This is a genomic window from Microcoleus sp. N9_B4, assembly GCF_036701635.1.
Classification (GTDB): Bacteria; Cyanobacteriota; Cyanobacteriia; order Cyanobacteriales; family Microcoleaceae; genus Microcoleus.
This window is the reverse complement of record NZ_JAUBRC010000078.1, coordinates 1-22,961: the sequence shown is the minus strand read 5'-3', so window position 1 is coordinate 22,961 and position 22,961 is coordinate 1. Positions and strand designations below refer to the sequence as shown.

Below are 22,961 nucleotides of genomic sequence, written 5' to 3'. Positions count from 1 at the left end.
ACCAGTTTTATCAACTGGGTTAACCGTCCTGTAAAGCTTTTCAGCTTACTATAGGCTAAACGAATCGCACTACCCGTCTTAACTTTGAATCCTTTTGGTATGGGACGGTGAAAGACCATAGGCACTTGACCTATTTTTGTGAGGCTAATACAAATCCTGTTTTGTTCATCTTTGACAATATCTAAGTTGTCTAATTGAGGGTAAGTGAAGGATTTGTAGTAGTGAAGCCCTTTGAATCTTGGCTTGCCTCTACGATTGCCGTTTTTGTCGGGCGTGGTGAAGTTTGAAAAGGAAGTTTCAACTCGGTTGACGACATCTTGCAAAACCTGGGAATCTAACACTTTATAATCAGGCAATAATTTTTTAGTGTTTTTCAGGTCAGCTAATTGTATCGTCTGCCACTGTACATATCCGCCTTCAATGTTTGAGAAAACATCACCTTTCCTGGTTAGAGGATTGCCTGACTCATCCTTTTTTCTGCCATCCCTAGTTTGCACTCTAGTCAAGGGAATATTTCGATAAATCTCCTCAACAGAGACTATCGAAACAATCAATGGGCAGGCGTGGATAGGTGTTCTCGTGGTTTCCCACCACCTAAATCTTTCGCCGAGTCGGTAGTTGTACTGCCGACGGCAGAGTTCTAAATGAGCCACAATAGTTGCTAGTTGGGGCTTGGTTGGTTTGAGGCGGTATTTGTAAGTGAGTTGCATTTTTAGCTTCTTTTTTCGACCTACCTTAATATACCATTTCTTTTGTTTTAATATCTAGGAAGTACATCAAAGTTAAAGGTACTCGCAATGTCTAATTGTCGGTTTCCGTACCTACACCAGACGAGCCTTTCATCCCAAGGAGTAATTTATTCGGGGTACTTCGCGCAGCGCTCAGATTAATCCCCTCTAAATATACCGAGGGACTTCCCGGCTGGTAGTTAAATTAGCAAACAACTGAGCAACTTTGGTCAAATCTTTATCTCCCGGCGCTATTTCTACGCCGCTAGACAGGTCAACACCGCTGAAGTTATTGCCGATCGCACTATCAATTGCATTTAAAATATTATCGGGTGTTAAACCGCCCGCCAGCAGCCAAGGACACTGCGGTCTAAACTCTGATAACATCATCCAGTCGATCGTTTTACCAGTACCGCCCAATTGCTCTGGATGGTAAGCATCCAGCAGTAAAGTATCGACACGAACAGCATAAATAGCAGCGGTGGCTAAAGTTTCAGGAGTCTTAACTCTCAGGGCTTTGATAATTTCAATTCCCGGCAAAAAGTCCCGCAGTCGATCGCAATATTCCGCAGTTTCATCTCCATGCAACTGCACCCCGCTTAAATTTGACTCTGCCGCTACTTGACAGATATTTTCTATTGTGGTGTTTGCAAAAACGCCGATGCGATCGACATTTTCCGGCAACTGCTCGACAATCAGGCGAATTGTTTCTGGGGTGACATAGCGGGGGGAAGCGGGCACGCAGATAAACCCCAAAGCCTGGGCTCCCAAGCGGGCGATCGCAATTCCTTGGTCTAATTTAGTGATTCCGCAAATTTTAACCCGCACTCCGACTCCTCCCTTCCGAATTTGTATCAAAATATAAACGAATTGTTAACTATTAAAACAAATCTTAGTTTAATGCAAAACGCTTTTTATAATCTTGGAACTCAATATATCTGTGAAATCAGGAGATAAGAAAGTGCTCAACTCATCTTTGCTGTTAGCCGTACAATCTACCGCTCCCTCAACACCGGAGTGGTCGCCCATGGTAGGACTGACAATGATTTTATGCAATTTGCTGGCGATCACGATCGGCTACTACGGCATCTCCAAGCAAAACCGAGGCAAGGGCCCAGCTTTACCCGTTGCACTCCCTGGAATGTTCAAAGGCTTCGGCGTACCAGAATTGCTGGCAACAGCCAGCTTCGGCCACTTGCTCGGAGCCGGAGTAATCTTGGGCTTGGGTAACGCCGGAGTTCTGTAAAAATCAGGGGAAAGGCAAAGGCAAGGGGTGAGAAAAGATATAATAGAAACTCTTTCTTGCTCTCCTTTCCCAGGAAACTTCATGCAGACAGGTTGGCGAATCGGCTCTTTATTTGGCATCCCCCTAGTTATAGATTATTCGTGGTTTATAATTTTAGCCTTAGCAACCCGCGAATACGCCAGCAGTTACCGCCTGTGGGGGCCTGCGCTCTCCTGGAGTGCGGGGTTAGCAATAGCTCTGCTACTGTTTGCTTCCGTGCTCTTGCACGAACTCGGACACAGCTTAGCGGCGATATCGCAAGGCATTAAAGTTAATTCTATTACCTTATTCTTATTTGGCGGAGTAGCTTCGATCGACTCGGAATCAAAAACTCCCGGTCAAGCTTTTCAAGTAGCCATTGCCGGCCCTCTCGTCAGCTTTGCGCTGTTTTTAATCCTCGGTTTGGGTTCTCAAGTTCTTCCCCCAAAAAGTTTGCTAGCAATTGTCACCGAAAGGGTAGCACTAATCAATCTCGTTTTGGGATTATTTAACTTAATTCCCGGTCTGCCTTTGGATGGAGGACAAGTTTTAAAATCAGCAATTTGGAAAATCACCGGCTCTCGATTTGCAGGCGTTCGCTGGGCGGCAAAAACAGGACAAGTTTTAGGTTGGCTGGCTGTTGCTTGGGGTCTGAGTTTATGCTTTTTAGCGCGCGAGTACGGCGGCTTGTGGATTGCGCTGATTGGCTGGTTTGGCATTCGCAATGCCACTGCTTATAGTCAAGTTACTTCGCTGCAAGAAGCCCTGCTCAAAATTAAAGCCAGCGATGCGATGAGTCGCGAGTTTCGAGTTGTAGATGCAGATTTGACTCTGCGAGAATTTGCCGATCGATATTTGTTAGAAGTCAATCCGTTTCCATTTTACATTGCTGCGACCAACGGCCGGGATTTGGGCTTAGTGTCGATCGACGATATTCGCTTCACAGAACGCAGTCAATGGCAAGTTCAGACTTTGCACAACATTTTGAAACCCCTGGGAAAAACCCCCACAGTCTCCGAAAAAGCATCCCTCGCCGAAGTAATTAACAGCATGGAAGCCCGTCAACTCCCCCGAATCATCGTCCTCTCGCCGATTGGTTCAGTAGCGGGGACGATCGATCGGGGTGACGTGGTTAAAGTTTTGGCAACATACCTCAAACCCCAGATTTCAATGGCCGACATCAAGCGCAGCAAAGAAGAAAACAGCTATCCGCAGGGATTGCAGTTAAGTGCGATCGCCAAAACCGCACAGGATAATTAAAAATTGGGCATCAGTAAGGGGCATCAGCGATCAGTTAAGATTTAGCAAACTTTGTCAATAAGGGTTAAAACAAAAAATTTTATGCCCAAATTCTTTAAGAGAATTTATCAGAAATTGGCAGATGGACGTGGAAAAAACTTAACTTATTTCTTCCCCTTCCCTGACTTGCAGCCTCTTGCTATTATCTGGATTGTCGTGACCGGAACTCTATTAGGAGTGAGGCATTTAGGCGGGTTGCAGCCACTAGAATTAAATGCTTACGACCTCATGGTGCAGTTGCGGCCCGATCCGGGCGCTGACCCCCGGTTATTGATAGTTGAAGTCACCGATCGGGACATTAGTGCTTTAAACAGATGGCCAATTTCCGATCGCGTTTTAGCAAAAGCGATCGCCGAAATAGCGCGTTTGGAACCCACAGCTATTGGTCTCGATATAATCCGTGATATTCCCTACAAACCGGGGAGTGCAGAATTAGCAACTCAACTGAAAAACCCCAAAGTATTTCCCATTACCTTCATCGGCTCCTCAAAGTACGATCGAGTCCAGCCACCTCCCAACATACCCGACCAGCGGGTAGGATTTAACGATTTGTATCTCGATCCAGATGGTATAGTGCGTCGCAATGTGATTTCTATTGGCGATGGTAAAAACACGTTTTATTCATTTTCCACCCGGCTAGCTTTTGCATATTTTGAGAGCCAAAAAATAGAATCTCAAGCTACAGAAAACAATGAATTCCTGGTAGATAAAACAGTATTTTATAAGTTGCGATCAAACTCAGGAGGTTATCAGAACATTCCTGCCCAAGGCTATCAAATATTGCTCAATTACCGCTCTGCTAAAAAGATAGCAGAAACCGTGACACTAACTCAAGTTTTGGAGGGCAAAGTTGACCCCAAATTGGTAAAAGGTAAAATAGTCTTAATCGGTGTTACAGCCCCAACAGTAAAAGATATTTTTTCTACCCCTTACAGCGCTACTAAAAAAGGTAATATCCCGACGCCTGGGGTATTAATTCACGCAACTGCCACCAGCCAAATTCTCAGTGCAGTTTTAGACGGCCAAGGGCTATTTTGGTATTGGGACGAATGGCAAGAAATTCTCTGGATCGCTGTGTGGAGTGCAGTGGGCGGCTGTTTAGCTTGGCGGCTAGAAAAATCCCTGAATTTGATCGCGATCGCGATCGTAGCTTGCGGCTCGTTATTCGGATTTACCTTTTTCCTCTTCATACAACAGGGGTGGATACCTCTAATTTCCCCTGCTATGGCACTTTTAATCACCGCAGGAGTCGCAGTTACTTATAAATACGAGCAGTCGAGGCAACAGCAAGGGATTGTGATGAAATTATTAGGACAACAAACATCACCGGCGATCGCAAATGCCCTGTGGAAAGAACGCGTCCATCTGCTCGAATCAGGGTTATTGCCCGGTCAAAAACTTACTGCTACCATCGTCCTCACCGACGTGCAGGGTTTTAGTACAATCTCCGAAAAACTACCGCCAGAAGTGGTAATGAGTTGGTTAAATGAGTATTTATCAGCAATGGCGCAAGAAGTCCAAGCACATCAAGGCGTGATTAATAAATTTACCGGAGATGGAATGTTGGCAGTATTTGGCGTACCTATTCCCCGCACCACTGCAGAAGAAATTGCAGAAGATGCTCGCCTTGCCGTATCTTCCGCTTTAGCCATCAGTTCCCGCTTGCCAGAAATGAATCAAAATTGGCTCACCCGCGGTTTACCGACCGTAAAAATGCGAGTAGGCATCTTTACAGGGCCTGTTATGGTGGGTAGTCTGGGAGGCACAACCCGTTTAGAATATGGAGTGATCGGCGACAGCGTAAATATTGCCTCTCGCCTGGAAAGCTGCGAAAAGGAGCGGCAAGAGGACACTTGCCGGATATTGATTGCAGAAGAAACCTTTCTGCATCTGGCGGACAAATTTGAGGTAGAATCTTGGGGAGCTTTACCGTTAAGAGGTAGGGAACAAAAAGTTAATGTCTACCGGATTTTGGGAAGGAAAAAGAAATAAAAAGAGAGAATCTCTCCCTACAAATTCATGGAGTTAATGTGAAAACAATTACTAAGTTTCTCATCAATCTGACATCAGTTGGCTCAATAGTATTGATAGCCACACTTAACATTTCTCAATTGGCAGTTGTGGGACAGCCCAGCATAAACACACCTGACCGCCCACCCAACTCTATACCGGGAGGGCCGCGCTTCATTCCGCCTACTGAAGGTATAGTTGAAGATAGTGGGCCCCCCACTCAACCGGGACGCCCTGTGCGCGGTGGCTGCGGGAGCATTAGTCAGCTAGGTCTCACAGCCTTAGTGCCTACAAATAAGATGGGACGGACTGTTTCCGACTATCCAACATTCTTTTTCTACTTGCCTAAAACAGAGGCGGAATCAGCCGAATTTATCCTCAAAGATCAAAGCGGCAAGGAGATTTATAAACAGGATCTCACAATTACCAATTTATCAGGGGTGATCGGCGTTAGTATCCCCGCTAACAAAAATGTGCCGCCCTTGGAATTAGGCAAAAGTTACCGTTGGAATTTTACAGTGATTTGCAACTCTCAAGACCGATCGGCAGATCAGATCGAAATCGGTACGGTACGGCGAGTTGAACTCAGTGAAGATATCCGCCGTCAATTAGATCAGGCTGATCCGCGCCAGAAAACCGTTATTTATGCTGAAAATGGGATTTGGCAAGATGCCCTCAGCACCCTAGCTGCCGCTCGCCGCGATCAGCCTAATGATACAACGTTCAAGGCTGATTGGGAAAGCTTGCTGGATTCTGTGAAATTGGGCGAAATTGCCAAAGAGCCGATCGTTCAAACTCAGCCACAGCCCTAAGCTGTACTGCATTTAAATTTAACTTTTTTGGTGGCGTTAGAGCAACGGGCCAGAAAACTTTTAATAAAAATAACTGTACAAGTTTTTAACTTGTATCAGTAACAGCCAAGATGGCTATTCTACAACAAATAATTTTTCTTGTGGAACGGTCATCTTGGCTGTTCCCAAAAGGCGGTATACCCACAATAGTTATCCCAGAAATATGTGGAACAACCATCTTGGCTGTTGCTAAATGCTGGCAGGAAACCCCGCCCCCAAATATGCAGGTTAAAAAATGTGAAACAGTTGATTACTTGTTAATTCCCAAATATCCTGCCATTCCTCTTCTGAAAGTGGCTGCACCTCCAAATCAATCTCAAAACAGCGACAAGCCGCCGCACTCAAAACATCAATTACAGTGGCAATCAAATCATCTCCCCCTTCAGATAGAGGTAATTGCACAGGAATTAATTGCTCCCCAAACACTTGAGAAAACAAACAAACATCCGGCTGCAAACGCATCGAACCGTGCTGCAAAATAGCATCACCCCGTCGCAATTGCGCGCTACCAATTAACTTGCAACCATCAGCGGTAACTAAATCCGCACCCGTAGCAGTACCAAAACAATTCGGATTGTGAATATAGCCCCTTCCAGCTTCCCCATAGTGCAAATCCAAACCCATCGCCCTCCAACCCTCAATCAAAAACTCGCAAATAGTCTGATAAGCTTTCATACGGCTGCTTCCAAATCCTGACGCCACAACTGCATAAGTTAAATCCCCTTGGTGCAACACGGCGCGCCCGCCGCTGGGCCTCCTCACCAACTCCACAGGCATTCCCTGCCAAGACAACTGCTGCCAAAACTCCGGCCATCGTCGCTGGTGGTAGCCCAAGGAAATCGCCGCCGGTTGCCAAGTGTAAAATCGCAGAGTTGGCGGATGTTTGCCCGCTAGATGCTGTTCCAGTAGCCATTGGTCGATCGCCATCTGCAACCTCCCAGACGCTTGTAGCTGCGGAATTAAACGCCAAACAGAATTAGCCATCAGTCCCGAGTCCTTAGTTTCTACTCAATAATTCGCAGAATGTTTTAAAATTAGTAACAGTTTTTTGGGCCTGTCTTCTAAGTTGGTGCAAGTTTCACGCCCGCCGGTGCTTTAGAAATAAATAGAAAAAATAATCCCAGAACCATGAGCAACAGTGTAATTGTCATTAACGACGAAAAATTTGAAACAGAAGTCCTGAAAGCAGAGCAACCAGTGCTTGCCTATTTTTGGGCTAGTTGGTGCGGGCCTTGCAAACTGATCGCGCCTTCGGTAGACTGGGTGGCGGCCAACTACAGCGATCGTCTGAAAGTGGTTAAAATGGAAATTGACCCCAATCCTACTACTGTCAAGCAGTATAAAGTAGAAGGAGTCCCAGCTCTCCGGCTGTTTAAAAATGCCGAAGTAGTGCTTTCTCACGAGGGAGCTATTACTAAACAAACTTTGGTCGGTTTGCTGGACGCTCACTTATAAAGTTTGGAAATGATTCGGGAGTTTCCAACTCCCAACTTAGAATTATAGCCATCGCGAATATTTTTTTAACATCTCTCTTTTATCCTCGATATTCCTCTCTGACTCTGCGCTCTCTGCGCTCTCTGCGGTTAGTCAAAAAAAATCACAAACGCCATAAAAATGCAATATAAATAATAATTTAGCTAATATAAAAATATTCCTTAGAATTCCCCAAAGATACAGAAAATATGCAATTTGCTAAACGTTTAGATCCACTGCAATTTAATGTATTTGCCGATATGGATCGGGCAAAAGCTCAAGCTAGAGCAGCGGGACAAAATGTGATTGACTTGTCTCTGGGTTCTTCGGATTTGCCGGCGGCTGCTCACATTACAGATGCGATCGCACATTCTCTGTCCGACACCAGCACCCACGGCTATTTGCTGTTTAACGGCACAAGAGATTTTCGGGAAGCAGCAGCTATTTGGTACGAGCAAAAATTTGGAATTGCAGTCAATCCAGAAACAGAAGTGCTGCCGTTAATTGGTTCCCAAGAAGGCACGGCGCATCTGCCTTTAGCTGTACTCAACCCTGGAGATTTTGCTTTGCTGCTCGATCCGGGCTATCCTTCCCACGCGGGCGGTGTGCATTTGGCAGGCGGTCAAATTTATCCGATGCCGATATTAGCAGAAAATGCGTTTTTGCCGATATTTGAAGATATTCCGACAGCAGTGCTGGCTGAGTCGAAGATGATGGTTTTGAGCTATCCTCACAATCCTACAACTGCGATCGCCCCGGTTGCTTTTTTTGAGAAAGCCGTAGCTTTTTGTCGAGAACATCAACTTGTTTTAGTTCACGATTTCCCTTATGTGGATTTAGTGTTTGACGATTCCGTAGGGGCTGTGCCCCCGTGCCCGCCCTCTGGTAACGAGGAAGAATATCGAAAATTGATGGCGCCGTCAATCTTTCAGGCGGATCGAGATAAGAGTGTGGCGATCGAGTTTTTTACATTATCCAAATCCTACAGTATGGGAGGTTTTCGAGTCGGATATGCGATCGGCAATTCCGAACTAATTGCAGCGCTGCGACAGGTAAAAGCCGCAGTGGACTTCAACCAATACCGAGGGATTTTAAACGGAGCGATCGCAGCTTTAACAGGCCCTCAAGATACCGTCAGAACCAGCGTAGAAACCTTCAGAAAACGGCGAGATGCCTTTGTAAACGCGCTACAGGGCATCGGCTGGCAAGTGCCCGTACCCCCCGCCACCATGTACGTCTGGGCGAAACTGCCGGAACCTTGGGCCCAAGATTCCGTGAAATTTTGCACTCAGCTAGTACAGAGTACAGGAGTCGCAGCTTCCCCCGGTGCCGGTTTCGGGAAATCAGGAGAAGGCTACGTGCGATTTGCCTTAGTCGAGTCGCCAGCAATTTTGGAAGCAGCAGTTAAAAAAATTGCTGAGTTTCTCAATTGAGTACACCCCTACGGCGAGCGCCGTAGGGACACGGCGCCGTGCCCGAGGTGTGTCAACTTAAGCTTTTAGTCCGCCAGTCCTCCCGCTCACCCGGCACTCTTCCCCAGGGAATGAATTCCACGGGGCATATAGCTAAAGTCTTCTCCAAGAGGACTGAAAAACTCATTAGTCGTCTTCAGACGACTTTAGCTTTGAGGCTATTGTTTCAACCCCTGTCGGACTATCGGTTGCACGTTAAGTTGACACCTATGGGCACGGCGCCGTGTCCCTACAAGGGCTAGGACAGGTCAGTTCCGTGTCCCTACAGCTCGTAGCTACTTACGTGAAAAGTGCTCTACGTGTCAACTTAACCTGAAACACGGCTCTTAGACTTAAGTCTGCGGGGCTTTCGTTTTTAGACAGGGGTTTTGACGTTTTTGGACACAGGATGAAGGGCACGGCATTTAAGTGCTTACCCGTAGCTCAAGATGGATGCAATTGCTAAAATAGTGTGATTTCTACCTAAAGGAATAGATATTTGCACGCAGTATCTGTCACAATTTCTTTTAAGAAATGTTAACGTGAGATATCTTGGGAATTACCAGTTCCGCTCACCCACTCTAAAAATCCTTGCAGTGAATTCTGTCGGGGTAGCGATTGTTCCGTAGCGGCTAGCACACACCCGAAAAAGACCACACTGCCCAAAATTGCAATCAGCGGAAAAGGCTTGCCCAGCCCAAAGTCCCGCTGAAGGCGAGCTAACGGTCTGCTCTCGCGCCTGAGCATCTTTCCCACCGTCAGTTGTTTGAGACTAAAAGGATCGCGCACAAAATGACCGCTCCAGCTAATTACCATATGAGAATGACAGTGGGGACAAGTGAATAGTCCACTGACCATCCCGACTGGGCCTACGACGCTGGAACGGTTGCAGATCGGGCAAGTGACAGAATGAGTGTTATAGGTGGGAGCGTTCATAACTGTTTTTCTTGAGTAAAAAAAACTAACAAGTAATTGGGAGCCTGTGTTAACGCCAAAGGTATAGACCTTGAGAGGCACTTTTCCTTAATTCCTAGTTTACCGCTCCGATCGGGTCGATCGGAGCTCACTGCTTGGGAAAACCTTCAAATTGCCAATCCCGCAACGAGTGCAAGTCTGGAGCACAGGTGAGATTATATTGCAAAGGAGTTACGGTTATTCTGTTGTCGCGAATAGCTTGTACGTCTGTAGGAATATCATGTGGCACCGCCGAATCGGCGATTTCTTCTACATCTTCTAACAATTCCCCAGCCAGCCAATAATAAGTTTTGCCGCGCGGATCGGTGCGCTTTTGAAATATGTCGAAATAGCGGCGAATGCCTTGACGGGCGATCGCAACTCCGGTAATTTCTGCTTGTGTGACTGCTGGTATGTTGACATTCAACAGCACCGGTCTGGGCATTGGCTGTTTTTCCAACTGTGCCAGCAAGGTAACAGCGAAATCCACCGCTGGCCCAAATTCCTGCGAAGTATAGCTCGCGAGGCTGAAAGCAATGCTGGGAATGCCTTCCATAATTCCTTCCATTGCGGCAGAAACCGTGCCCGAACAGATGATGTCCGTGCCTAAATTGGGCCCGTGGTTGATACCGGAAAGAACAAAATCCGGCGGTTTGTCAAGTAAAGCCCACAAAGCAAGTTTCACGCAGTCGGCGGGAGTGCCCGAACAGGCCCAAGCTTGGACTGCGGGATCAAAAATAGATTCGACAATTTCGGCGCGGATGGGTTGGTGCAAGGTAAGGCCGTGGCCGGTAGCGGAGCGCTCTCTGTCGGGACAAACTACGCTCACGTCGTGGCCAGCGGTGGCGAGAGCGTTGGCGAGGCTGCGGATGCCTTGTGCAAAGATGCCGTCGTCGTTGCTAATTAAAAGTTTCATTGAAATTTTTATAGGCCTTATAACAATACTAAACTAGATTTAACTAGGGCGATCGCTCTAACATCGAATTACCTATTACAAATTATCCGTACCTGCCGAAAATCTAAAATCTAAAATCTAAAATCTAAAATCTACAAGACTGTAGAGCCAAAATTGCGCTAAACTCAACTTGGCCCAAAACTGCCATCAATCTAAAATCTAAAATCTAAAATCTAAAATCAAAATGACTGTCCAGCTAAGCGACATTGAAACTCAACTAGAAACCCTCGGTCAAGAGTCCAAAAGTGCGATCGCCACTGCCAATACCCTCGAACAACTCGAACAGTTGCGCGTCGGCTACCTCGGCAAAAAAGGCCAACTCTCTCAAATTTTAGGCATGATGGGCAAACTGTCGCCAGACCAGCGACCCAAAGTAGGTGCGATCGCCAATACAGTCAAAGAAGCCCTGCAAGCCGATTTAGAAGACAAGCGCGCCGCCCTCCAAACCGCCCAAATCCAAGCCAAATTAGCCTCAGAAACCATCGATGTCACCATGCCGGGGATTTTTCGCCCCCAAGGCCGGGTTCACCCCTTAAACGCCGTCATAGACCGCGCTCTCGATATCTTTGTCGGTCTCGGATACACCGTCGCCAACGGCCCGGAAATGGAAACAGATTATTATAACTTCGAGGCGCTCAACACCCCGCCAGACCACCCAGCGCGGGATATGCAAGATACATTTTACCTACCAGGCGGCGACTTACTGCGGACTCAGACATCATCAGTGCAAATTCGCTACATGGAACAGCACAAACCGCCGATTCGGATTGTCTCTCCGGGCCGCGTTTACCGCCGCGATACTGTTGATGCTACTCACGCCGCAGTTTTCCACCAAATTGAGCTTTTAGCAATTGATGAAGGTCTGACATTTACTGACTTGAAAGGCACAATTAAAGAATTTTTGCGGCAAATGTTCGGGCAAGATTTGCCGATTCGTTTCCGCACGAGTTACTTTCCGTTTACCGAACCTTCGGCCGAAGTTGATTTGCAGTGGAACGGCAAATGGCTGGAAGTTTTGGGCTGCGGAACCGTCGATCCTAACGTTCTTAAAGGAGTCGGTTTAGACCCAGAAAAATATACTGGGTTTGCGGCCGGTTTTGGTGTCGAGCGGTTCGCAATGGTACTTTATGAAATCGACGATATTCGCCGGGTTTATGGTAGCGACTTGCGCTTTTTGCGGCAATTTTAAAGCAGGATGTGGGGTCGGTTCTACAAACCCTCTAGAGATTTTGCTTAAGCTACATCAATTTTGCAGTTTCAAGTAAGCAGACAAGAGCCACAAAACCATAAGATATGGTGGGCGGGTGAGTGCAAGTAACTCTGGCTATCCGACTTCTTTCAGGTCAAAACCCGCCCCGCTCACATCAGTTGATTCATGCCCGCTTACTTAAGTAGACAAGGCTTTTGCACTTACCTACTTATTTATTTTCTACTGACCAAAAGCACCCTTGATGCTGTCAACAGCGCGCTCTACAGCATTCTTGGTATTATCTACTGCTTCCTGAGTCCGAGCTGAATCTTCCGATGCTCTTTTCTCAATTGTGGCGGCGTCTTTCTTAGCTTTGCGCTCTACGACACTACCATCTTCCGATGCTCGATCGACTTTAGCAGCATTTGTCTTGGCAGTTTCCTTAACCTTCTCTTCTGTATCTCGGATGAAGTTCTTGGCTCGTCCAGCATCTTTGCTGGCTTTTTCTTGAACCGCATCGCCCGCATCTGCTGCTGCGATCAAGTTTACAGCAGGAGAGGCCATTGCTGCGGTGTTAGAGAAGAACGCACCAGACCACACGAAGGCCATCGCTGACACGCAAAGCACAGTTGTAGCCATCAAGCGCCCTAAAGTCGAAAGCCGTTTCGTAAAATAATTCAGTTTCATAGAATACAAAGCAAGATATGACACTCTATTTTTACTCGATTTGAGCGATCGGCGGAACCGTTCTCTAGAGAGAGGTTATCCGCTGACAACGGTTAAAAAAATTCCCTCTTTTGATAGATGGAAGCCAGGAATGTCAGTCTAGTTTAGATTTTAGATTTTAGATTTTAGATTTTAGAGTTGACTCCCCAGCCGCCATTTGGAATCTTGAACTTGGGTGAGTCAATTGTAGATTTTAGATTAAAGATTAAACAATTGATGTCAAATCTGTTAGGCTCGGAATTATTCATAAATCTCTTATTATCTGCGTTAATCAGCGTCAATCCTTTGTCATCTGCGGTTAAGCAATTTTCTTTTTTTAACCGCAGATGAGGGCAGATAAACACAGATTAACGCAGATGAATTAGATCGAGTCCGGTTGCAGCTTCCGTGATTGTTGACTGTTGACTGTTGACTGGATTTTACCAAAACGATGCTGCCGGATTTGATATGAGTCCACAACCGGATCGCATATCGGCGCGCTTAAGTAGATAGGCGGGAAAAATTATGTTTATGCAACTAAACATTAACTAGCGTGATTCAAGTTAAATTTAACACATTGTTTACGGCAAGTAAGTAGGTGCGACAGTCAAGCTATCATCAACCGGGCGATTGTTATTTTCATAAAATATCGCTTCTAAGGATTCTTTCACGGAGTGACCATCGCTTTGGACTACATACATATTTTGCCGCTCATCTACTTATTTAGGAATAGGTTGTTCCCGAAATTGTGCGTGGGATATCAACATATAATACTTATAATGACTAATCACAATTTAGTAAAAAAGTCAATACCGTTTCATCAATTCCCTTTAGTTTCAAAGGCTTATATTTAACAATGCGATTTTCCTCAACATAATCTGCCACCGCCGCCGAAATTAGCACCGTGTTTGGTTCCGTCACCTCTTGCAAGCGGGCGGCAATATTCACGCTCGGCCCGATCGCAGTATAATCCGATCGATCAGGGCCGCCAAACATCCCCACCACCGCAGTACCCTGGTGAATTCCGCAGCGAAACCGCACCGGAGACACGCCATTTTCCCCAACAATTCCCTGCTCCAACCAGCCCTTGTTAAGCTCCTTGAGAGCTCGCAGCATTTGCCCCGCAGCAGCCACAGCACGGCGTACTTGCTCATTAGGCGTTAGTTCCTCCGGCGCGCCAAAGAAAGCCATTACCGCATCTCCAACAAACTTGTCCACCGTACCGCCGCTGTCAAAAATAGCCTTAGTCATTGCTGCCAAATATTCATTCAACAGCTCAGCTACCCGGCGCGAGCGCAGCGTATTTGCCATTTGAGTAAAACCGACAATATCGCTAAACAAAATAGTAATCAATCGCGGTTCCGGGCGCAAATCCAAGGCCAAATCTCCAGCCGCTGCGGCCTTCACCATCGCCGGCGGCAAAAATCGGCGTAGCACCGACTCAGTTAAATAACTGTTCAACTGCTGCACTCGGCGCTCGTTTTGTTTGAGGGCGATCAAATTCCGCACTTCCGCCAACAATTCTCGATCATTAAAAGGCTTGGACAAATAAGCATCCGCACCCCGTTCTACTCCTTCAATTCGAGTATCTTCGTCGGCTTTAGCAGTCAGCAAAATTGCCGGAGTTCCCTGCAATTCCTCATCTTCTCGAATCATCTTAATCAAATCCAAGCCCGAAATCAAAGGCATCATCAAATCCGTTATAATTAAATTAGGGCGACGTTTTTTAGCCACGGCAAATCCTTCTTCTCCGTTGCGGGCGAGCAAAACTGCAAAGCCCGAATCTCGCAGAATTGCCGACACATAAAAGCGCAAATCAGGATTGTCGTCAACCACCAAAACCGTTCCCACTGCTGTTTCTGATCTGATCGGTTCAAGCGCCTCAAAGTTATGACTTTCTGCCTCATTTTCCGACAAATCCGCCTCCACATCTGCCAGTTCCACCGCAGCTTTGGATGAGTGAAACTCCGCAGGTATTTCTAGTACCTGTTCCGGGGGCAAGTGAGTCGAACCGAAGTGCAGCCAAACGGTAAAAGTAGTACCTTCGCCGTAAACTGACTCAACTGAAATTTGACCGCCGTGGAGTTCGACTAATTCTTTGACAAGTGCCAAACCTAAACCGCTGCCTTCGTAGGAACGGCTAGCTGAACCTTCGGCTTGGTGAAACCGCTCGAATAAATAGGGAATTTGTTCGGTGCGAATGCCGATACCCGTGTCTTTTACTTGTAACAAGCAGTGAGCGCCGGCAGATTCAACTTTCAGGGTGATAGTTCCGCCTTCTGGGGTGAATTTGACAGCATTTGACAGCAGGTTGTAAATAACTTTGTCAAATCTTTCCAAGTCCAAATAAAGTAAAGGACATTCTTGCAGTTGGGTAATTAAGTGCAGTCCTTTTTTCTCGCAGTAGGCGCGGAACGACTCTGCGGTAGAGTAACAGAAACCGACTAAATCGCAGGGGCGAAAACTCGGCTGCATCCGTCCGGCATCGAGCCGCTGCAAGTCCAGCAGTTGATTTACCAAGCGCAGGAGGCGGCGGGAATTACGCAAAGCGATTACGGCTTGTTCGTAGGGCAAGTCTTCTTGGCGCCTGCAAGCTGATTCCAGAGGGCCGATAGTTAGAGTTAGAGGCGTGCGGAACTCGTGGGAGATATTTTGGAAAAATTCGGTTTTGAGCCGATCGGCTTCCAGAAGCCGTTCTGCCTGCTGTCTGGTAGTCTGGTAGAGGCGCGACTGCTGCACGGCCAGAGCAGCTTGAGTTGCGACTATTTGAGCCAGGTCAATGTCTGAGAGGTTCCAGCGGCGGGTGCCGCGATTTTGGCGCAGGGAAATGCTGCCGATGATTTTGCCTTCTGAGAGTAAGGGAACGACTAACAAGGCGCGGGCTGGCGATCGAACTTGCAGTTCTGTAACATTTAACTCAGGGTGTTCGTCGAGATCTTCGATCGCCACCGGCTCTTTTGATACCATAACTTGCAGCAACACCGGATTGCCCCGAATCGGCACCAAAGACTGTGGCAAAGAAGGATGGGCAAAAACCCAGGCGCGAGCGTTCTCAGCAGCATCGGCAGAAGTCGTCTCGTAGCCCAGAGGGTTCGCAACTACCTCTGGATTGTCAATAAAACCCTGTTCTACAGCCACGGTATCCATATGTGTGTCGTATAGCCCCACGCATTGGACGTATTCATCATCTTCTGTCCACAGAGATAGGGCGCAGCCGTCAACTTGCAAAGCTTGGCCGAGTTGTTGAGTAATGGCTGCAAAAATATTTTGGGGATCGAGACTCGATCGAATTGCCGAAGTAATAGTATTGACTAAGGCCTCGCGCTTGGCCAGCGCCCGCACCTGTTCGTAAGCCCGGGCTTGAGAAAGCGCCAAAGCCGCTTGGTCTGCCACCGTAATTACCAACTGTACCTCGTGGTCTTGCCACTGGCGCGGTTGATCAAACTGGTGCAGCGCCAAGACTGCCATCAGTTCGATTTTGTAAAATAGCGGTACGATCAAGCTCGATCGAATATTTGCAGCTTCGTAAGCCTGCTGTCGTTGCTGATTATCCCAGTTTAAAACTCGATCGTCAGTTTGGGCATCTTGAATCACCTCCACATCCAGAGTTTCCCAAACCAAATCCGGCAGCAAATCGGGGGAGAGTTCGCCAGCAGAAGCCTCTCCGGGCGTCGCTTCCTCATCGCCCCGCAACCCTTTAGTTTCTGCCTTCTGGTAAACGAACCACTCATCGGCCACCCGGCCGTCTTGGAACGGCCGCAGCAGACAGCAACTCACCTCAAACATCTGCCCGACAGTTTCCACAATTCTTTGCAGCATTTGCTGGTAATTGGGAGCCGATCGGATAGTATTGGTAACGGCATAAAGCAGCGATTCTTGGCTCAAAGCACGGCGCAGTTCATTGGTGCGCGTTTTCAGAAGATTGTGAGTCTCAACAGCTTGACTGACAAGATTGATCAGCTCTTGAGCATCCCAAGGCTTGGTAACGTATTTGAATACTTTGCCAGCGTTAATAGCTTCTACTAAATCTTCAACGTCCGTATAGCCAGTTAAAATAATTCGGATCACATCGGGGTACTGAGCCGCCGTCAGGCTGAGAAACTCCGTACCGCTCATTTTTGGCATTCGCTGGTCGGAGATAATCACCGCAACTTCTCCCTCTTTTGCCAAAATTTCGAGAGCAGCGGGGCCAGATTCGGCTCTGAGCACTTTGTAGTCTCGATGGAAGGTGCGGTAAAGCAAGTCGAGGTTATCCGGTTCGTCATCGACGATCAGAATTTTTAGCTTAGGATTTTCTTGGGAATTCATGCACCGTTCTCCTGTGCCCCGGGGCTGTTCGATTTAATAAGTCTGATTAAAGGAAGAATTCGCCGATTTAAATTGCTGAAGTCATACCATTTTCGATTTTCGATTTTCGATTTTCGATTGCGAATGACTGATGACATAAGGGTTGGGAGTTTGCCTAGAGTGCCATTATTTTTGGAAAATGGTATCACAATAATTCGTGCGTATGAAGTTGTTGTGAGTAGGCCGAGGCAAGCATCAACCTTGATTTTTGATGTCTGGGTTTTCAAGTCGGAATTCTTCTGAGCCACAGTTATCTGTCGTGCACCCCAATTTTATTATTTAATGATATTCACATAAACTCGTCTCCCGATAATTTTCTTTCACCCCTTACCTTTATGCAGCAGGAGAGCCAACACAAATCTGGCAATTTTAACTGCCGTCTGGATATCTCAGAATACATAGGAATAACCGTCCTGATTGTGAGTTAATTTGCCAAATCTATGTTTGATCCTGGCTCTTGGGACTGTTGTATTTGGTATGTGAAAGCTGTCCGCAGCAAGATACAATAGACAACCAACCTCTTCGCCTGTGTTTTTTCCCACAAGTAACAGCAACTTTAACAGTCAGCCAAGGATACCGACCACAATCCGCCGAGCCCCGGACTGATATTCGGGGGTGGCTGACAGACCACAGAGGTGTCTGTGGGAGTGACGCAATTGCTGTACCATTTTAGTTAGACTTGCACTTTTTTCCCCGATGTCGGCATTTTTTGTGCGTCCTGCAGACCAACGCCCAAGCCAATTACTGTGGCGAAACACTGCAAGATCGAGCATCCATCTGTTAATCTTAGCTAGGGATGTACTCTGTGGAAACCGATCAGTCGATTTTAGATTTTAGATTTTAGATTTTAGATTTACTCCACAGGTGAATCGGGGAGCTTGAACTAGGGTCTAAAATTTTGATCTGTCCCCGACGAGTGTCGGTGGGTTGTATCGGTTTTTGGGCAGGGTCAATCAGCTCGATCGAGGTTTTGAAGGTCTCATCGCGCGCAGCAGAGTATCGAACCGACGGGGAAAACCCCTGCAGACTGTTTCCAGGCATCCAAATTTAAATTGGAAGTTGGGAAAGTACCCCTAGCTCAACAGGTAAGGCCGGTTCGATCGGGGACGGGCGATGGATTGCCCACAACTGCTGAAAGCTAGGGTGTCAGGTCGGGGGGCGGCGGTGAACATCCGACGCGCGATCGTGCCCGGTGTTAGTATGGTCAGTCGTTGAGTTTTTCAACTACCGCTTGACGGATAAATTATATTCGATCGGGTATTTCCGTAAGCAGAGAGCGGTAAGATTCCGGGAACCTGACGTTAAAACCTTTGTGATTGTTTTTAATACCTTGCCCGCTAAGCTGTCGCGCATTGAATTTGTAAGCTACTGTTTACTTAAACTCTTGTGATGCCGGCCAAAAGCCAGGGATCAAGCTTCAATTTAAAGGCCAAATAGCTTATCCACAAATCTAGTATTATGGATGAGTTTGATTTTTTCATAACTAGAGTATTAAATGCTAAAAAATTTTTATTTACCTCAAATACTACTTAAAGTCAAGCACAAAAAAATGTAATTTAATCTGGCTAATAAACTCTGCCTATAAGTTACGTTATAAGAAGTATAAATTCAGTGAATTTTCTAAGATGGTAGCTTAGAAACCCGCGTAAAAAAATTAATATAGTGGCCTGGCATTGTGAATCCTTCATTTTTTTCCTCACCATCTCACCAACAACAAACTCCCGGACTTTCTGGTTTTTCGATCCGGGTGGCTGCGCCCAACGACTTAACGCAGCTAGCTGATATTTTAGCCATGAGCTTTCACTCCCGCGAGGGGTTTGTAGAATGGGTGTATCCAGTGTTGCGTTTGGGGATTTACGAAGATTTAAAAAATCGACTGCGTTCTAAGGCAGAACATTACATTTGTCTGGTTGCTGAGCTAGTCTCGCGCGAGGAGGCAACGCAGAATTATAGAGCGCACCGAGATCAGCGCATGGCAGGAACAGTAGAAATGGCTCTGCGTTATCGCTTTCCTTGGCAAATACCGAGTTCTGACTATCCGTATTTGTCGAATTTAGCCGTTCACCCGGACTACCGGCGACAGGGCGTTGCTCAACAATTGCTCAGCCACTGCGAGGAGACAGCCAGAGAATGGGGATTTTCTGAGATTTACCTCCACGTTCTGGAAAATAATCACCCGGCGCGACAGTTGTACTATCAGGCCGGCTATCGCTTGCAACAGGTGGATTGGAATTGGACTGGTTGGCTGTTCGGCCAGCCGCGCCGCCTGTTTTTACGCAAGCAGATTTCGCTATCCTAAGCTAAGTATTTGAATTGATCATGGGGAATTGGGGCTTCGCCAAGAAAAAGGAAAAAATAGCTATCCGTGTATCTCTTCTTTCCTTCTATTGTGAATCAATGAAATGGGAATGGGGAATTAGTGATGAATTTTAGTTGGCTCTTAAGCCCGATCGCACAACACCATAAAATTAGTCCGATCGAGCGATTAAAAGGGTGGGTTTTTGAGATTGTCAATTATTGGCAGATATTTTTCGTGAACCCGTCCCTACCGTATTAGGCGTAATCGACCGGACATGATATTATATCAAATTCGGTAGCCTCGTCGGACGGAAAAACCAGTCAATAATCACGCAAGGTGCAACAGAAATCAATCGAATTAATCTGTGTTAATCTGCCTGTATCTGCGGTAAATAAAAGATAATTTCTGAACCGCAGATGACAATAGATTGACGCTGATTCACGCCGACAAAAGTAAGAGATTTATGAATAAGCTCGATGCTAACAGATTTGATATTATACCAAATCCGGCTTGAATACACATTTAATTTTTAGCATTTTAGAGAGTAACAAAAGGCAACTGTAAGAGCGCTGTCAAGGGTCTAGCGCTACAAAGTTTCTAACCCGGATTGAGTATTGTGAGGAACGCCACAGCAGATCTGAACTTCTGTGGCGTTTTGTTCGCCGGAACAGGAGACTTTCGCCCCCAATTCTAGAGTTCAGAGAGATTTGGTAGGAAATCCGAGGAGCCGATCGCCCCGTTAACCCCAACCAGATTCGCTAAAACCCGATCGGTTCCTGCTACTCGCAGCAACGTACCGTTCGGAGTGGCGCTAAATTGCAACTGCTGGAAACTCACGCCGTCGCTCAAAACAAACTTATCGACGCCTACCTCGAAGTTAATCACAGTATCAGTGCCGCCCTCACCATTCAACACAAATTGATCGCTCCCCATACCTCCAATTAAAGTATCCTCGCCCAAGCCGCCAAACAGCCAGTCATCTCCAGCGCCCCCATTGAGCAGGTCGTTATCTTTACCACCAATCAAGGTATCGCTGCCAGCATCTCCGTTGATAGTATCTTGGCCTTCGTTGCCGTAGAGCAAGTCATCGCCGTCACCGCCGTTGATGCAGTCTTGCTGGTCGTTTGCGCCCACCGAGACACCCCGGTTATCAGCACGATCGCCATAGATAGTATCGTTGCCCTCGTCACCGCAGAGCTCATCGCTGCCGTCACCGCCGTAAATCAAGTCGTCGCCCTGATCTCCGTGTATGAGGTCGTTAGCTTTGCCGGCGTAAATCAAGTCGTTGTCTTCACCGCCACTGATGGTATCGTCACCCTCATCGCCGAAGAGCACATCAGCACCATCACCGCCAAAGAGCCAGTCCTGGCCGTTGACATCTTTAGCTCGACTTCGAGCACCGCCGTACATAGTGTCGTCGCCGCTGTCGCCGACAAGGGTATCAGAGCCGAGCTCGCCCCAAATCAGGTCATTATCTTTGCCACCCCAAACACAATCATTGCCTTTACCGGCTTGCACCGTATCATTACCGTGGCCGCCGCCGATGATATCGTTGCCACTGCCACCAAAGAGCAAGTCTTGTTCCCCGATATCCCCGATGGACTGGGAACTGCCACTGTCACCGAGCAGAGTATCGGCTCCTTCGCCACCGTAGAGGGTATCGGAGCCTAATTGACCGTAGATGATGTCATTGCCTTTGCCTCCGTAAGCGCGATCGTTATCTTTGCCTGCAACCAGCGTATCGTTGCCTTGTTGGCCGTTGAGGAAGTCGTCACCGAAGCCTCCGTACAGCAAGTCGCGTCCCTGGGAGTCGCTGGCCCTTTGGTCGCGGATGCCCCCAAACAAGCTGTCAGAGCCGATGCCACCAAACAAGGTATCGGAGCCGAGTTCGCCCCAAATCAGGTCATTTTCTTTACCTCCAAGGGCAATATCGTCACCTTTGCCGGTATGGATGGTATCGTCGCCCTCGTTGCCGTTAATGATGTCTGCAGCCTCGCCTCCGAAAATCAAGTCGCGAGCATCGTCAGGACTCTGGGAGTTGTTCTGCCCGGTGTCTCCGAGAATCGTATCCGCACCTCGATCTCCAAACAGGGTGTCAGAGCCTAAGTCGCCGGCAATCCAGTCGTTCTGTTTGCCTGCAAATACGATATCGTTGCCCTCGTCTCCGTAAACAATATCGGTGTCAACGCCCCCAAAAATCGTGTCATTGTCTTCGTTGCCGTAAATTTCGTCCGCGCCGTCTTCACCTAAAAGCAGGTCGTTGCCTTCAAAACCGACGATTTTTTGGTTGCCTTTGGTGTCTACGATCAAGTCATCGCCGTCGGTTCCTTTGGTGGTTTGTCCCTCTGAAAATTGTGAAATCGGCCCGACAAATCCAACTGCAGGTGGTTGCTGCGGAGGCGCAAAGTTAATTCCCGGTTTTTCAATAATGGGCGAACATTGACAGTCGGTATCTGTTTCGGCGATCGGATTTGAGACGATCGGCGATGCCGGCGTTGGTGTGGGTGTAGGTATGAGTGGGGGAACAGTTCCAACTGGCCTCAAGATAGCAGCAACATTAGCGCTAGCGGGGCTGACTTTGCCGAGGTTGTCGGTGGCGGTGTAGCTGAAAGTTGCTCCGTTAAAGTCAACTGTGGCTACGAAAAATAGTTGTCCTATTTGTGCCGGAGTCAAAACTTGACCGGCTGTCACGGGTACGTCGCCGTTGACTGAATCTGATAAGAACAGGACTCCTTGGTTGGCTGGGGGGACGCTGGTGATGGTGTAAGAGACGATCGACCCATCGGGGTCACTTCCTCCCAATCCCAACACCTGCACGATGCCGTTAGTCGGAACCGTGAAGTTAACATTGTTAACCGATGGCGGTTGGTTGGAAGTCGGGGAGAGAGCGGCAACTGTAGCAGTGGCGGGGCTGGTAGCGCCACTGTTATCTGTGGCGCTGTAGCTGAAATTGGCACCGGTAAAGTCGCCGGTGGATTGGAAAAATAGTTGTCCTATTTGTTCCGGTGTCAAAACTTGACCCGGTGTCACGGCTACTCCGCCGTTGGCTGGATCTCCTAAAAACAGGATGCCTTGGGCCGCTGGCGGCAGGGTGTTGATGGTGTAAGAGGCGATCGACCCATCGGGGTCACTTCCTCCCAATCCCGGCACCCGCGCGCTGCTATTGGGGTCTACCGTAAAATTAGCATTGTTGGTTACTGGCGGTAAGTTTAGGGGATTTGGTGTGGGAGTTGCTCCTGTGGAACCGAGAGTAGCGGTAGCCAGGGAACTGGTAGCGCCGTTGCTATCTGTGGCGCTGTAGGTAAAATTGGCACCGGTAAAGCTACCTGTGGATTGGAAAAATAGTTGTCCTATTTGTGCCGGTGTCAAAACTTGACCCGGTGTCACGGCTACTCCGCCGTTGGCTGGATCTCCTAAAAACAGGATTCCTTGGGCC

At 47.6% G+C, this 22,961-nt stretch carries 16 protein-coding genes; 8 read left to right on the top strand and 8 right to left on the bottom strand.

Features of this window, described 5'->3' with window-relative positions:
- A partial coding sequence (locus QUA43_RS29340; RefSeq protein WP_333379131.1) for a helix-turn-helix domain-containing protein occupies window positions 1–710 on the bottom strand: 710 nt, incomplete at its 3' end.
- A 186-nt stretch (window positions 711–896) separates the two neighbouring features.
- Window positions 897–1,556 (bottom strand): phosphoribosylanthranilate isomerase, encoded by a 660-nt coding sequence (locus QUA43_RS29335; protein ID WP_333379129.1) that lies wholly within the window; start codon window positions 1,554–1,556, stop codon window positions 897–899.
- Between the two features lie 133 nt (window positions 1,557–1,689).
- On the opposite strand from QUA43_RS29335, the gene psaK reads away from it, so the two are divergent.
- The 4 genes from psaK to QUA43_RS29315 all read left to right on the top strand — a co-directional run bounded on the left by psaK (window position 1,690) and on the right by QUA43_RS29315 (window position 6,113).
- On the top strand, window positions 1,690–1,974 hold the full coding sequence (gene psaK, locus QUA43_RS29330) for a photosystem I reaction center subunit PsaK (RefSeq protein ID WP_333379128.1): 285 nt from the start codon (window positions 1,690–1,692) through the stop codon (window positions 1,972–1,974).
- 81 nt (window positions 1,975–2,055) lie between these two features.
- A complete protein-coding gene (locus tag QUA43_RS29325) occupies window positions 2,056–3,252 on the top strand; it encodes a site-2 protease family protein (protein WP_333379133.1) in 1,197 nt (398 codons plus the stop codon).
- An 81-nt stretch (window positions 3,253–3,333) separates the two neighbouring features.
- Complete coding sequence (locus QUA43_RS29320; protein ID WP_333379127.1) at window positions 3,334–5,283, top strand: adenylate/guanylate cyclase domain-containing protein; 1,950 nt, start codon at window positions 3,334–3,336, stop codon at window positions 5,281–5,283.
- 38 nt (window positions 5,284–5,321) lie between these two features.
- The gene (locus QUA43_RS29315) at window positions 5,322–6,113 is read left to right on the top strand and encodes a DUF928 domain-containing protein (RefSeq protein ID WP_333379125.1); all 792 of its coding nucleotides are present in this window, start codon (window positions 5,322–5,324) and stop codon (window positions 6,111–6,113) included.
- A gap of 267 nt (window positions 6,114–6,380) precedes the next feature.
- Here the strand turns inward: QUA43_RS29315 and QUA43_RS29310 are convergent, their stop codons facing one another.
- On the bottom strand, window positions 6,381–7,136 hold the full coding sequence (locus QUA43_RS29310; RefSeq protein WP_333379124.1) for a biotin/lipoate A/B protein ligase family protein: 756 nt from the start codon (window positions 7,134–7,136) through the stop codon (window positions 6,381–6,383).
- Window positions 7,137–7,280: 144 nt separating this feature from the next.
- Here QUA43_RS29310 and QUA43_RS29305 point away from each other — a divergent pair, with 144 nt between their 5' ends.
- Complete coding sequence (locus QUA43_RS29305) at window positions 7,281–7,607, top strand: thioredoxin domain-containing protein (protein ID WP_333379122.1); 327 nt, start codon at window positions 7,281–7,283, stop codon at window positions 7,605–7,607.
- A gap of 227 nt (window positions 7,608–7,834) precedes the next feature.
- On the top strand, window positions 7,835–9,058 hold the full coding sequence (locus QUA43_RS29300) for an LL-diaminopimelate aminotransferase (protein WP_333379120.1): 1,224 nt from the start codon (window positions 7,835–7,837) through the stop codon (window positions 9,056–9,058).
- Between the two features lie 555 nt (window positions 9,059–9,613).
- On the opposite strand, the gene QUA43_RS29295 is transcribed toward QUA43_RS29300, so the two are convergent.
- A complete protein-coding gene (locus QUA43_RS29295) occupies window positions 9,614–10,012 on the bottom strand; it encodes a hypothetical protein (RefSeq protein WP_333379119.1) in 399 nt (132 codons plus the stop codon).
- A 127-nt stretch (window positions 10,013–10,139) separates the two neighbouring features.
- Window positions 10,140–10,946 (bottom strand): 5'/3'-nucleotidase SurE, encoded by an 807-nt coding sequence (gene surE / locus QUA43_RS29290; protein ID WP_333379117.1) that lies wholly within the window; start codon window positions 10,944–10,946, stop codon window positions 10,140–10,142.
- 223 nt (window positions 10,947–11,169) lie between these two features.
- On the opposite strand from surE, the gene pheS reads away from it, so the two are divergent.
- Window positions 11,170–12,174: a phenylalanine--tRNA ligase subunit alpha gene (pheS, locus tag QUA43_RS29285; RefSeq protein ID WP_333379115.1), complete on the top strand. Its 1,005-nt coding sequence runs from the start codon at window positions 11,170–11,172 to the stop codon at window positions 12,172–12,174.
- 240 nt (window positions 12,175–12,414) lie between these two features.
- Here the strand turns inward: pheS and QUA43_RS29280 are convergent, their stop codons facing one another.
- A complete protein-coding gene (locus QUA43_RS29280; protein ID WP_333379113.1) occupies window positions 12,415–12,861 on the bottom strand; it encodes a hypothetical protein in 447 nt (148 codons plus the stop codon).
- Between the two features lie 801 nt (window positions 12,862–13,662).
- A complete protein-coding gene (locus QUA43_RS29275) occupies window positions 13,663–17,187 on the bottom strand; it encodes a response regulator (RefSeq protein WP_333379112.1) in 3,525 nt (1,174 codons plus the stop codon).
- A gap of 1,714 nt (window positions 17,188–18,901) precedes the next feature.
- Here QUA43_RS29275 and QUA43_RS29270 point away from each other — a divergent pair.
- Entirely contained in the window at window positions 18,902–19,525 is a 624-nt protein-coding gene (locus QUA43_RS29270; RefSeq protein ID WP_333379110.1) for a GNAT family N-acetyltransferase, read from the top strand.
- A 690-nt stretch (window positions 19,526–20,215) separates the two neighbouring features.
- Here QUA43_RS29270 and QUA43_RS29265 read toward each other — a convergent pair.
- The coding region (locus QUA43_RS29265; protein ID WP_445302014.1) for an Ig-like domain-containing protein at window positions 20,216–22,961 on the bottom strand (2,746 nt) is incomplete at its 5' end.

What these genes read in the sequence shown, in the direction of transcription:
- pheS (WP_333379115.1), top strand. Translation starts at nt 11,170, where the DNA reads ATGACTGTCCAGCTAAGCGACATTGAAACTCAACTAGAAACCCTCGGT.
- QUA43_RS29305 (WP_333379122.1), top strand. Translation starts at nt 7,281, where the DNA reads ATGAGCAACAGTGTAATTGTCATTAACGACGAAAAATTTGAAACAGAA.
- QUA43_RS29310 (WP_333379124.1), bottom strand. Translation starts at nt 7,136, where the DNA reads ATGGCTAATTCTGTTTGGCGTTTAATTCCGCAGCTACAAGCGTCTGGG.
- surE (WP_333379117.1), bottom strand. Translation starts at nt 10,946, where the DNA reads ATGAAACTTTTAATTAGCAACGACGACGGCATCTTTGCACAAGGCATC.
- QUA43_RS29300 (WP_333379120.1), top strand. Translation starts at nt 7,835, where the DNA reads ATGCAATTTGCTAAACGTTTAGATCCACTGCAATTTAATGTATTTGCC.
- QUA43_RS29280 (WP_333379113.1), bottom strand. Translation starts at nt 12,861, where the DNA reads ATGAAACTGAATTATTTTACGAAACGGCTTTCGACTTTAGGGCGCTTG.
- QUA43_RS29295 (WP_333379119.1), bottom strand. Translation starts at nt 10,012, where the DNA reads ATGAACGCTCCCACCTATAACACTCATTCTGTCACTTGCCCGATCTGC.
- QUA43_RS29320 (WP_333379127.1), top strand. Translation starts at nt 3,334, where the DNA reads ATGCCCAAATTCTTTAAGAGAATTTATCAGAAATTGGCAGATGGACGT.
- QUA43_RS29275 (WP_333379112.1), bottom strand. Translation starts at nt 17,187, where the DNA reads ATGAATTCCCAAGAAAATCCTAAGCTAAAAATTCTGATCGTCGATGAC.
- QUA43_RS29325 (WP_333379133.1), top strand. Translation starts at nt 2,056, where the DNA reads ATGCAGACAGGTTGGCGAATCGGCTCTTTATTTGGCATCCCCCTAGTT.